The organism is Rhodocaloribacter sp. (assembly GCF_056451265.1).
In genome coordinates this window covers 1-11,808 of sequence record NZ_JBWOPL010000068.1, presented here as the reverse complement: position 1 = coordinate 11,808, position 11,808 = coordinate 1, and the positions used below count along the sequence as shown (strand labels likewise).

Below are 11,808 nucleotides of genomic sequence, written 5' to 3'. Positions count from 1 at the left end.
GAGGACGTGGTCGTCTTCTGGGACGCCGCCGCGCAAAGCGCGATGGCGTACTACCCGCGCCATGCCGGGCAGCGCCTGACGTTCTCGGCGTCGGACGGGACGCTCGTCGATGCGGAGACGGGGAGCGCGTGGGACGTCACGGGCCGCGCCGTCTCGGGCCCGAAGGCGGGCGCGCGTTTGGAGCCGGTGGCGGAGGCCTACGTCGCGTTCTGGTTCGCGTGGGCCGCTTTCCACCCGGAAACGCGCCTGTGGACGGGGGAATGATCGGCAACATATACGAACGCAACTCGGGGGCGACGTGACCAAAACGATGCGGTACGGCTGGATGTGGATCGCCCTGGCGGGCTGGTGTCTGACGCCGGAAGGCGCGCAGGCGCAATGGATCGAGCGGCCGGGCGAGGGCTGGGTGCAGGTCAGCGTGTACCACCACGACACGCGCCGCCGTTTCGACGAGAGCGGCAACGAGGAGCGACTCTTCAACGAGGGCGGGCGGTCGATCACCACCTCGGTGTTCGTGACGGCGGCGGGCGGGCTCGTGCGGGGCGTCGACGTGTGGGTGCAGGTCCCGTATCATCGGCTTCAGTTCAACGACGTCGCCGAAGATCGTGAGAGCACGGGCGTCGGCGACGTGCGGGTGCAGGCGCGCCTCGGGCCGGAGCTCTTCGGCGTGCGCTCGCCCGTGCCGGTGGCGGTGCGCGCCGGCGTCAAGCTGGCCACGGGCGAATACACCCGCGACTCCGAGGTGATTCCTCTGGCGGAAGGACAACGCGACTGGGAGGTGATGCTCGAACTCGGCCACTCTTTCTGGCCGCGTCCGCTCTACCTCTCCGGATGGTTCGGCTACCGGTGGCGCGAGACGAACGAGCAGGCCGTCCACAAGCCGGGCAACGAGTGGTTCGGCTTCGGCACGTTCGGCGGGCAGACCGCAGGCTTTCAGTGGAAGCTTTCGCTCGACGTCCTCTTCGGACAGACGCCGGAGTTTCTGGGCCTGCCCTTGCGTTCGGCGCGGCGACGGCTGGTGCAGTTCATGCCGAGTGTGGGCCGGGCCGTGGGGCCGGGCGTCGTCGAAGTCGGCGGGCGCTTTCCCCTCTCCGGGCGCAACCTGCCCTCCGGGCCGTCCTTCGTCGTGGGATACTTTTTCAAATGGGGCGTGTAGCCGCCGGGCGAAGCGCGGGAGAATGCCGTATTTTAGAAACGTCCCCGCGCTGTCGGCATCGCCTCGCGCGGGCGGTGTCTGACGAATCCCGTCGTTTTCCATGGCTGCCACAACCCGTTCTTCCGTTGCGTCCGGCGCTCTCCCGGAGGCATCCGCCTTGCTCGAACTCTCGCTTGCGGCGGGCGTCTCGCTCGACTTCGAAACGAACTGCGACGCTTTTCTTCATGCCCTGGTCGAGCGGACGGCGTTCGACTATGCCGCCGTGTGGATGCGGGACGAGGGGGCGGCGCCGGGCGGATACCGGCTGGTCCGGGCGGAGCCGGCGGTGAAGGCGCCGGAGCAAGCATGGCTGCCCGTCACGCACCCGCTCGTCCGGCGTCTGTCCGAAGCGGGAAGCTTTTCGGAGCCGGCGGCGGACGCGGCCGAGCCGGGTGTATGGGTCGTCTTTGCCCTGGGCGATGCCGGTTTCCTCCAACTGCTCAGCCGGCGGGACGAGCCGTTCACGCCGTCCGAGACGGCGCGCTTCGAGCCTCTCTTCGCGAAGTTCGCCGCCTCGCTCGATGCCTGCCGGTCCCACCGGCGGCTCCTCGATGAACTCCGTGCGCATCGTCGCGCCGAGGAAGAGGTCGTGCGCCTCAAGAACTTTTTCGAACAGGCGCTCGAAAAGATGCCGGCTCAGCTCGTCGTTTTCGACGCCGAAGGTCGGTTCCTCTACGCCAATCCGAGCGCCGTGCCCGACGCCGAGCGCCGCCGGTGGCTCGTCGGGAAGACGAACATGGAATATTTCGCGCGGCGGGGTCTCGATCCGAAGGTCGCCCGGCGGCGGCACGCGAAGCTGATGGAGGCGGTGCGGAAGCAAGGGACGGTTCGTTTCGAGGAGTCGCTCGTTGAGGAGGACGGCGCGCTTCGCCACTTCGTGCGCTTTCTCAACCCGGTGTGCGATGCCGAGGGGCGCGTCGAGCAGATCCTCGGGTTCGGTCTCGACGTGACGGAGCGGCAGCGGGTGCGCGCGGCGCTGCGCGAGAGCGAGGGGCGTCAGCGGGCCATCCTCGTCTCCGCCCTCGACGGCATCATCACGTTCGACGAGACCTCGCGGATCCTCGAGTTCAACCCGGCGGCGGAGCGGCTCTTCGGCTATCGCCGCGAGGAGGTGCTCGGCCGGATCATGCCCGAGTATCTGGTGCCGCCGCCGCTCTGGGACGAGTACCGGCGCGGGCTGGCGCATCTGGTGGCTTTCGGCGAAGAGGCCGGGCCCGTATGGCGCGTCGAGATGTCGTGTATGCGCGCCGACGGCAGCGTTTTCCCCGTGGAGCTGGCCGTCATCTCCCACCGCCGCGACGACGAGCGACGCCTCTATACGGCTTATGTGCGCGACGTGACGGAGCGGCGGCGGGCCGAACGCGAACTGCTCGAGGCCAACCGCCGGGTCGAGCAATCGGTGAAGGCAAAAGAGCGCTTGCTCGCCCACATGAGCTCCGAGATGCGCGCGCCGCTGAGCGCCGTCGTCGGCATGACGCATCTGCTCATGCAGACAGAGCCTTCGGCGGCGCAGAAAAAGTATCTCAACGCCATCAAGTTTTCCGCCGACAACCTGCTGGTGCTCATCAACGACATGCTCGACGTGGCGAAGATGGAGGCGGGGAAGCTCGAATTCGAGACGGTTCCGTTTCGTCCGCGCGAGGTGGTGCGGGGCGTGGTCGAGACGCTGTCCTTTCAGGCGCGGGAACGCGGGCTTTCGCTGGCGGCCCTGGAGCAGGAACGCCTGCCGCCGGTCCTGCTCGGCGATCCGGTGCGGCTCCATCAGATCTTGCTCAACCTCGTCGGGCACGTGATCAAGCACGCGGGGCGCGGCAGGGTGACGGTGCGCGTGCGTCCGGCGCGGGCGGACGGGCAGGTGCGCCTCCGGTTCGTCGTCGGCTCCGGCGCTTCGACGGAGCCGGCGGGCGACCTCTTCGAAAGCTTCATGCGGACGCGCGACGAGGCGGGGCAGCCGCTCGACGGCGCGGATCCGGGGCCGTCGCTCGTTCACGAACTCGTCGAAGGCATGGGCGGCAAGATCGACGTGACGCGCGAGGAGGGCGCGGCTCCGGCGCTCGCGCTGACGCTGCCCTTCGCCAGGGTGGAGGGCGAAGGCTATCCGCCCGACGCGATGGCGGGCGGGCGAGACGTGCGCCTGACGGACGCGCGCATCCTCGTGATGGAAGCAAACGAGATGAGCCGGTTCGTGCTCCGAAGCATGCTCGAACAGTGGGGCGCACGCGTCGACGCGGTGGCGGACGGGCACGCCGCGCTCGAACGACTGCGCGAAACGTCCTACGACCTCGCGCTCGTCGACCTCCGCGCGCCGGGCATGGACGGATACGAGACGACGCGACACATCCGGGAGACGATGGGGCTTTCGGAGCAGGACCTGCCGGTGCTCGCCCTGACGGCCTCGACGCTGGTCGACCATCGGGAGGAGATCGCGGCGGTGGGCATCAACGACTTCATCCTCAAGCCTTTCAACCCGAATGACCTCCGGCTTCGGCTGGCGTTTCATCTGGGCATTCACACCTCGACCCCGACCTCCCCGCGCTACGTCAACCTGACGTTCCTCGAAGAGCATGCCTTCGGAAACGATGCGTTCGTGGTCAAGATGATCGACCTGTTCATGAAACAAGCCCCCGACCTTCTGCGCGATCTCCGGCAGGCGCGCGCGGCGGAGGACTGGGAACGGGTCAGGTTCGTCGCGCACAAGATGAAGTCGTCGGCGCGGATGCTCGGCATCGAGGCATTGACGGGGGCGCTTCAGGTCGTGGAGCGGCACGCCGGGCAGTCGATGAACCAGGGGGATTTGCCGCAATGGATCGAGGAGGCGATGGAGGTCTGCCGGGCGGCGTTGGAGGAGCTTCGGGTGGAGCGACGGAAGTACGCGCCCGAGGCCGATCCGGGCTGAGGACGCGCGCTTGCGCGCCATCGCCCCGGGATTCCCGTCAGGTTTTGCACGAGAGGACGGTCGGGGCGTTGCGGCAAACGCTTCTGCGGCGTACTTTGGCGTCCGCCATTCACCAAACTAGCAGCCGGGAAAGGGGCCGCCCCGGCAGGCTGCGCGCACGCAAGGGAGCAGGGAGGCATGATGAGGTGCCTGGTCGTCGATGATGAAGCGCTTTCGCGAGCCTTCATGGAACACTTTATCGCCAGGCACGACGCGCTCGAGCTCGTCGGGTCCTGCGAGAGCGCCATCGAGGCCGCCAACCTGATGAAGCGGGAGGCGGTGGATCTGATCTTCCTCGACGTGGAGATGCCCGAGATGAGCGGCATGGAGCTGATCGAAAGCCTCACGAACCGCCCGCAGATCGTGCTCGTCACGGCCAAGGAAGAGTATGCGGTCGAGGCCTTCGACGTGGATGTGGCCGACTATCTCCTCAAGCCCGTCAAGTACGCGCGCTTCCTCAAAGCCGTCGAGCGGGCCGAGCGGCAGGCCCGCCTCGCGCGGGCGACGGCCGCCTCGGAGTGCGTCTTCATCAAGACCGAGGGCCGCCTCGTCAAGCTCGACCTGGCCCTCGTGCGCTGGATCGAGGCGCAGGGCGATTACGTGATGATCCACACCGACGACAAACGCTACCTCGTGCACTCGACCATGAAGGGCATGCAGGACCGTCTCCCCGCCCGCGACTTCGCCCGCGTGCACCGCTCGTACATCGTCCGCCTCGACCGCATCGCCGACATCGCCCACGCTTCCATCGTCATCGACCGGAGCGTCATCCCCATCGGCGCCTCGTTCAAAGACGAGCTTTTCACGCGCCTGAAGCTGCTTTAGTAGGCGCGACCGGCCGGGGACTCCTACCAGGCAAGCCCTATTCTCCCGCCGCCTCGACGAACATCGCGAAGATCTCGCGCCCGAGGCTCAGGTCCGCGCCGGAGAGGTTGATGAGCGCGGCGACGACCACGCCCGTATCCGGATGGACGGCGAGGATCGACGTGCCGCCGACGGAGCCGCCCGTGTGCATGAGGACGCGCCGTCCCTGCTCGTCTTCGGTGATGCGCCACCCGAACCCGTAATCGACGCCCTCGCCCGAGGTGGTGTGCTGCTCCGTGAAAAGAAGCGCCTTGCCCTCGGGCGGGAGGAAGTCGCCCAGGGCGACGGCGTTGGCGAAGCGGAGGAGGTCTTCGGTGGTGGAGAGGAAGCCGCCTCCGGCCCACTTATAGCTGTTGTCCACATACGGCGCGTTGAGGAGCGTCCCGTCGTCGGTGCGGGTGTAGAAGCGGACGCGTTGCGTGATGAGGCTGTCGACGTAGTCGGCCACGGTGTGGCGCATGCCGAGCGGCACGAAGACGCTCCGCCGCATGTAGCTCAGGAAATCTTCTCCGGAGGCGCCTTCGACGACGGCGCTGAGGAGGTTCCACCCGTAGCTCGAGTACGAGTAGCGCGTGCCGGGCTCGAAGAGCAGGGTGTCGGCGGCGAAGATGGCGAGGCCGTCCGTCACCGTGTCGAAGTGGTCCCGCATGAGGAACTCCTCGCCGCGATAGTGGCGGATGCCGGCAAGGTGCGCGCCGAGCTGCCGCGTGGTGACGGGCGCGCGTTTTTCGGGGAAGGCGGGGACGTACGTTTGCACGGGCGCGTCGACGTCGAGGCGGCCTTCGACGTAGAGCCGGGCGACGGCCGCGGCCGTGAGCGGCTTCGAGATCGAGCCGACGCGAAACTTCGTCGCGGGCCATACGGGGATGCGGTGTTCGAGGTCGGCATAGCCGAAACCCTCGGCCCACACCGTCTCGCCGCCGACCGACACGGCGATGGAGAGGCCGGGCCACCCTTGCTCCATCAGACGCGCCTGCGCCATCGCCCGCGCCCGGGCCACGACGGCCTCATAACGCGGCGGCGCCGGCGCGACGACCGGCGGCGAGACGACCGGCTGGGCTGCGACCGGCTGGGCTGCGACCGGCACGGCGGCGCTTACCACCATCGCCAGGATGAAGATCGGGATCAGACGCGCGTGAAAACTCATGAGGTCCTCCGGAGGCTGGTGAGCGAGCGACCGGAGAAGTATACCGATTTTTCGGCGGAGATCAAGCGCCGGTTCGGGTGCGCGAGGCCGCGGGTTCAGAGGTGCGCCGCAAGTTCGTCGAGGAGCGCGTCGCGCTGGGCTTCGGGCATGCGGTCGGCATCCACCAGGAGCGCTTCCGGCGCGCGCTCGTCGGAGGCGGGGGCGGGCTGCTCCGCGCGGCCCCGGACGAACGTGAGCGCCACCGCGAACGCGCCCGTGGCGGCGGCGGAGATGAGCAGCGCGCGAACGATTTTCGACATGGGTCGGGCCGGGTTTTCGTGAACAAAAGACACGCGAAGAACGCCCGGGCCGCCCTCCGGGTTCACGAGCCGAAGCGGGGGTTCACCACGTTGTTGAAAATGGACCCGAACGTGTAGCTCAGTCCGAGCGAGACGTTGTATTCGAACGAGGTGGGCAGCCGCCGGTTGCGGAGGAGAATGTCCTCTTCGGAGGCTTCCTCACGCGGCAGAAAAAGTTGATCCCGGATGCGCGAGGCGCTGGCGTGCACGAAGACCGAGAGACCGCGCACCAGCCGCATTTCCACGAAGCCGAAAACTTCCACGCGGTAAAAATCGAAGAGCGTCTTGCGGAAGTCCGTCAGATAGTTCGACACCTCGAACGAACCCGCCGCCGTGCCCCAGGGCTGGCGAAACTCGAGGCTGGCCTCGAACTCCTGCTGAAGCAGTTGCTCGGATGTTTTGTCGAAGACGGTCACCTCCTCGTAATCGAAGGCGCGGAAGTTCAGCCGGTACTGGAGCCGGAACTCGCGGCGCGTGGACTCGGCGTACGGAAAGAGGTTGTATTCGAGCGCGGGCGCGAAGGTGATCGAGAGGTTGGTGTTGTTGAACGACGAGGTGCTCACCGAAGCGAAGCCGCCTGCCGCCCACTGCCCGCCGAGGCTCTGCGCCACCAGCCCGCTGAAGCTGCCGTTGCGGTTCGTGCTCGTGATCGTCTCTTCGCCGAGGTCGAAGTTGCTTCGTCGATAATTGCCGTTGGCCGAGAGCCGGATCTTCCAGTCTTCCGTTACGCGGTTGGCGCTCAGGTTGCCGCTGAGACGGAGGAAGTCGGTCGACTCTTCGGCATTGAACGAGCCGTTCGTGCCCACGCGAAAGACCCAGAAGTTCCACGGATCGTTCTCGGGTGTCGTCTGCCGCGCGCGTGAAGCTTCTGCTTCAAGGCGGACGTCGAGAAGGGCGGCCATCGGCGTGCGCGCCACGTAGCGGACGAGTCCGAGCTTGATCGTTCGCGCGAGTCCGGCGCGTCGCTCGTCGTCGGTGTCGGTGTTGCTCGAGACGTACCGGAGCGTGTCGTTCACGCCGGCGAAGTTTTCGCGTCCGATGAACGTGAGCGTGAACTCACGTCCGCCGCCGGTGCGCTGCGTCGTCACGAGCAAATGCACCTGCGCCTCCGTCCGGTCCCGCACGTAATCGACGAAGGGGATCTCGGTGCGGATGTAGTCCTCGTCGCAGTTGTTACAGTCGAGAAAGAGGGTGAGGGCGGTGAGGCTGTCCGGCGCGTTCTGGGCGCGGACGGGGACGGTTCTCCACGCCGCGAACAGGCAAAGAAGCGCAAACAGGATCGGGCTGCGCACGGAAAATTCTCCTTTCGTTTGGATGTGCTCTCGGCAGAAAATACGAACGTACGCCTCCGTTGAGGAGCCGGACGCATGAAACTTGTGTGCGGACGGGTGCGCCGCATAGCTTGGAGCGCCGACGTAGGCTTTTCCCTCACGTCCCTTTCGGGATCTCCCGCCCCCCGATCCGGGAAAGAGCCCCGTCGTCGTTTCGGATTCCGTTTCCTTAAGCTCGGGCCGATCGACTGATTTTGTGAGACCGAACCGTGGGGGAAACGATGAAAACGTTCCGTTCTTTTTCGCTCATAGGAGCGCTGGCCCTTCTTTTCGTCGCCTGTGAGACGCCGACCGAGGCGCTCGTGGACGAGACCCCCGGCGCGCCGCCCGCGCTTTCGACGGGGCGTCCGGTCTCGGCTCCCGCGACGCTCGAAGACGGGCTCGTCGTGGATTATCCGTTCGATGAGGGAGCCGGGACGGTGCTGCACGATGAGACGCCGAATCACATCAACGGCATCGTGGAAGGGGGGCGGTGGACGACGGGCGTCGTCGGGTCGTACGCGCTTCAGTTTCGGGGACGCGGGCGCGTCGAGGCGCCCCGGAGCACCGGCGTGCTCACGACGGTGGGCCGCCTGCCGAAAGGGAGCATCTCCGTATGGTTCAAATATGAGGGCATCGCACGCGGCGCCTCGATCGCGCCCCTCCTCTACCTCGGCGACGACGCCGGGCAAAACTCGCTCATCATCGAGGTGGGGCATCCGAAGCCGGAGAACCGGCAAAAGCTGTACTTCACGGTGGCCGTCAGGGGCGAGCCGGTGCAGTGCTTCGACTCGAACGCGCCGCTTCAACCCGGACGGTGGCACCACTTCGTGGGCGTCGTCGGAGACGATTTCAACACCGGCTATCTGGACGGCCGGGAGATGGTGAACCGGCATTACAATGCGGGCGATCCGTCCTCGCACGTGTTCTTTGCCTCGGTTCCTTCGCCGGACCTTTTCACGCTGGGCTATGGCGCGGCGGCCGTGGACGCCCGCTTCACCGCGCTCCTCGGCGCGCTCGACGAGGTCAGGATCTACAACCGCCCGCTCTCGGCCGCCGAGGTGCGCGCGCTGTATGCGATGGGGAAATGACCCGGCGTCCTCACGCCGGCTTCTTCGCGGTGAGGAGCACGTAGCGGAACGCGCCCGTGGCGAAGGCGAGGCGCAGGCGCGGGAGCGCGCGGAGGAAGACGCGCTCGGTGTGGCGGGCGTCGAGGAGGTAGCGTGCGTAGCGCGGCTGCGTGAGGAATCCCCACGCCACGCGGCGGAGGCAGACGGTCCACGTGCGGGCGACGCGGCGGCTGAGGTCCTCACGGGCGACGTCCGCGAAACCGGCCCGGGTGCACAGGTCGGCGTATTCGTCGGCGGAGCCGAGACCCGGGAGCCGCCCCTCGCGGCAGACGGGTTCGAGGAGATGCCGGACGTGCCACGGGCGGGCGTCGTCGGCGGCCGTCCAGGCGCACACGACGAGCCGCCCGCCCGGCCGGAGCACCCGGTGCGCCTCGGCGAAGCAAGCGGGCTTGTCGGTCATATGGGCCAGGCTCTCGACGGCGATCACGGCGTCGAAGCTTTCGTCGGGGAGGCCGTTGGCCAGCCAGTCGCGGCGGAGGAAGGCGGGGGTGTCGCCGTCGGTGTGGGCGCGGGCGTAGGCGACCTGCGCTTCCGAGAGCGTCAGCCCGGTGACGCGCGCGCCGTAGTCGCGGGCGAGCATCCGCGCCGTCGCGCCATAGCCGCAGCCGACGTCGCACACGGCGTCGCCCGGCGTGATCCGGGCCTCGGCGGCCACCCGCTCGGCGAGCTTCCGCACCGCCGCCCCGGGCGTCTCGCGCCCCGTCTCCCACAGCCCGTGATGGAGGTGCTCGCCCCAGAGCTCGCGGTACAACCCGTCGAGCGCGTCGTAATGCGCGGCGACGTCGGCGTGCGTGGGCGCTGTCTTCGGGTGGATCATGGCGCGGCGTTCGGCGAAAGGGTTCGGCGGGGCATCCGGGCGGCGGAGGGATCAGATGCCCGCCTCTGCAGGTTTGAGGGGGAGCCGTATGCTCTGGCATGATGCGGCGCCGTCTGCCTTTGTTGCTCCCCACGAACCGAGGCCGAAATGGCGAAGACTGCTCCCTTCGATACGCACCCCGAAAGATACGACGCCTGGTATGAAACGCACCCGGCGGCCCATGCCTCCGAACTGGCGGCGATCAAAAAATGCCTCCCCCGGCGGGGGCTCGGCCTGGAGATCGGGGTGGGAAGCGGGCGTTTTGCCGCGCCGCTCGGCGTCCGGTACGGCGTCGAACCGTCCCGCGCGATGGGGGCGCGGGCGGCCGAGCGCGGCGTGGAGGTCGTCGAAGCGGTGGCCGAGGCGCTGCCCTTCGAGGACGAGCGCTTCGACTACGCGCTCATGGTCACGACGCTCTGTTTTCTCGATGACGTGCGGGCCGCCTTCCGGGAGGCCTATCGTGTGCTTCGTCCGGGCGGAGTTTTCATCGTCGGCTTCATCGACCGCGACAGTCCGCTCGGGCAGCGCCTGCTTCGGGAACGGGAGCGGAGCCCCTTTTACCGGGAAGCCGATTTCCACGCGGCGGCGGAGGTCGAGGCGGCGCTTCGGGAAACGGGTTTTCAGATCCTCGGCGCGCACCAGACGCTTTTCGGAGACCCCGAGCGCATGAGCCGTCCGGACCCGGTGCGCCAGGGCTACGGCGAAGGCGGCTTCGTGGTGCTGTGCGGCGTGCGCTGAACCGCTTTTCTTGCAAAGAAAAACCATCGAGATGACCGACATCCGGCTGGGACTTCGGGAGAACTGGCGACAGTTTGCCGTGCTCGTGGTGGTCAATGCCTTCGTGGGCGCGATGGTGGGCCTGGAGCGCGTGGTGCTTCCGTTGCTCGCCGAGGAGGAATTCGGGCTGGCGTCGCGGGCGGCTATCCTGTCCTTCATCGCCTCGTTCGGGCTGGCGAAGGCGCTCGCGAACGTCTTCGCCGGGCGTCTCGGCGACCGCTACGGGCGCAAGCGCGTGCTGGTGGCGGGCTGGGTGGCGGGGCTGCCGGTGCCGTTTCTGGTGATGTTCGCGCCGAGTTGGTCGTGGATCGTGTGGGCGAACGTCTTGCTCGGCGTCAATCAGGGGCTGGCCTGGTCGATGACGGTGATCATGAAGATCGACCTCGTCGGCGCGCGGCAGCGGGGGCTGGCGATGGGCCTGAACGAGGCCGCCGGTTACCTGGCCGTGTCACTGGCGGCGCTCGCCTCGGGCTACGTCGCGGCCGTCTATGGGCTGCGTCCCCAGCCATTCTATCTCGGCGTCGTGTTTGCGCTGGCGGGGCTGGCGCTGGCGCTCTTCGCCGTGCGCGAGACCCACGGACACGCCCGTCACGAAGCCGCCTCGTGGGAGGCGGAGCGCGGGGAGACACGGGTCGCGCCGCCGTCGTTCGGCACGGTGTTTCTCCGGACGAGCTGGCGGGATCGCACGCTCTTCGGCGTGAGCCAGGCCGGGCTGGTCAACAACCTCAACGACGGCATGGCGTGGGGGCTGTTCCCCCTCTATTTCGCCGCCGCCGGGCGCTCGCTCGATGAGATCGGCGTGCTGGCGGCGCTCTATCCGGCGGTGTGGGGACTCGGGCAGATGGGGACCGGCGCGTGGTCCGACCGCATCGGACGCAAGCCGCTGATCGTGGCGGGCATGTGGGTGCAGGCCGTCGGGATCATGCTCCTCATGCTCGGGAAGGCCTTCGGCCTGATGGCTTCGGCGATGATCCTGCTCGGGGCGGGCACGGCGATGGTCTACCCGACTCTGCTGGCGGCCATCGGGGACGTCGCCCATCCGTCGTGGCGCGGCTCGGCCATCGGCGTCTACCGGCTCTGGCGCGACGGCGGCTACGTGGTGGGCGCGCTGCTGGCGGGCTTCGTCGCCGACGCGCTCGGGCTGACGTGGGCCATCGGCGTCGTCGGCGCGCTGACGGCCTGCTCCGGCGTCGTGGCGCTGTCGGTCATGCGCGAGACGCTGCCCCGCCGCCCTTCGGGATGACCGCCCGGACGCT

Annotated in this window: 11 protein-coding genes; 7 read left to right on the top strand and 4 right to left on the bottom strand. The window is 68.0% G+C overall.

The window, feature by feature from the left end:
* The 4 genes from AC1HIY_RS12195 to AC1HIY_RS12180 form a co-directional block, all read left to right on the top strand.
* Positions 1 to 264, top strand: a 264-nt coding sequence (locus AC1HIY_RS12195; RefSeq protein WP_479577017.1) for a DUF3179 domain-containing (seleno)protein, incomplete at its 5' end; no start/stop codon positions are given.
* A 34-nt stretch (positions 265 to 298) separates the two neighbouring features.
* The gene (locus AC1HIY_RS12190) at positions 299 to 1,156 is read left to right on the top strand and encodes a transporter (protein WP_479577016.1); all 858 of its coding nucleotides are present in this window, start codon (positions 299 to 301) and stop codon (positions 1,154 to 1,156) included.
* Positions 1,157 to 1,313: 157 nt separating this feature from the next.
* Complete coding sequence (locus AC1HIY_RS12185) at positions 1,314 to 4,091, top strand: PAS domain S-box protein (RefSeq protein ID WP_479577015.1); 2,778 nt, start codon at positions 1,314 to 1,316, stop codon at positions 4,089 to 4,091.
* A 177-nt stretch (positions 4,092 to 4,268) separates the two neighbouring features.
* Positions 4,269 to 4,955 (top strand): LytR/AlgR family response regulator transcription factor, encoded by a 687-nt coding sequence (locus AC1HIY_RS12180; RefSeq protein ID WP_479577014.1) that lies wholly within the window; start codon positions 4,269 to 4,271, stop codon positions 4,953 to 4,955.
* Between the two features lie 37 nt (positions 4,956 to 4,992).
* Here AC1HIY_RS12180 and AC1HIY_RS12175 read toward each other — a convergent pair whose 3' ends face one another.
* The 3 genes from AC1HIY_RS12175 to AC1HIY_RS12165 all read right to left on the bottom strand — a co-directional run bounded on the left by AC1HIY_RS12175 (position 4,993) and on the right by AC1HIY_RS12165 (position 7,771).
* Positions 4,993 to 6,141, bottom strand: coding sequence for a serine hydrolase domain-containing protein (locus AC1HIY_RS12175; RefSeq protein ID WP_479577013.1), 1,149 nt, complete (start codon positions 6,139 to 6,141; stop codon positions 4,993 to 4,995).
* Between the two features lie 95 nt (positions 6,142 to 6,236).
* Positions 6,237 to 6,440 carry a hypothetical protein gene (locus tag AC1HIY_RS12170; RefSeq protein ID WP_479577012.1) on the bottom strand — a complete coding sequence of 68 codons (204 nt, stop codon included), beginning with the start codon at positions 6,438 to 6,440 and terminating at the stop codon, positions 6,237 to 6,239.
* Between the two features lie 62 nt (positions 6,441 to 6,502).
* Positions 6,503 to 7,771, bottom strand: a complete 1,269-nt coding sequence (locus AC1HIY_RS12165; RefSeq protein ID WP_479577011.1) for a hypothetical protein — start codon at positions 7,769 to 7,771, stop codon at positions 6,503 to 6,505.
* 260 nt (positions 7,772 to 8,031) lie between these two features.
* Here AC1HIY_RS12165 and AC1HIY_RS12160 point away from each other — a divergent pair, with 260 nt between their 5' ends.
* The gene (locus AC1HIY_RS12160) at positions 8,032 to 8,880 is read left to right on the top strand and encodes a LamG domain-containing protein (protein WP_479577010.1); all 849 of its coding nucleotides are present in this window, start codon (positions 8,032 to 8,034) and stop codon (positions 8,878 to 8,880) included.
* Between the two features lie 10 nt (positions 8,881 to 8,890).
* Here the strand turns inward: AC1HIY_RS12160 and AC1HIY_RS12155 are convergent, their stop codons facing one another.
* A complete protein-coding gene (locus AC1HIY_RS12155) occupies positions 8,891 to 9,736 on the bottom strand; it encodes a methyltransferase domain-containing protein (protein ID WP_479577009.1) in 846 nt (281 codons plus the stop codon).
* 147 nt (positions 9,737 to 9,883) lie between these two features.
* Here AC1HIY_RS12155 and AC1HIY_RS12150 point away from each other — a divergent pair, with 147 nt between their 5' ends.
* Positions 9,884 to 10,513, top strand: coding sequence for a class I SAM-dependent methyltransferase (locus tag AC1HIY_RS12150; protein WP_479577008.1), 630 nt, complete (start codon positions 9,884 to 9,886; stop codon positions 10,511 to 10,513).
* 31 nt (positions 10,514 to 10,544) lie between these two features.
* Entirely contained in the window at positions 10,545 to 11,795 is a 1,251-nt protein-coding gene (locus tag AC1HIY_RS12145; RefSeq protein WP_479577018.1) for an MFS transporter, read from the top strand.
* Positions 11,796 to 11,808: the final 13 nt, after the last annotated feature.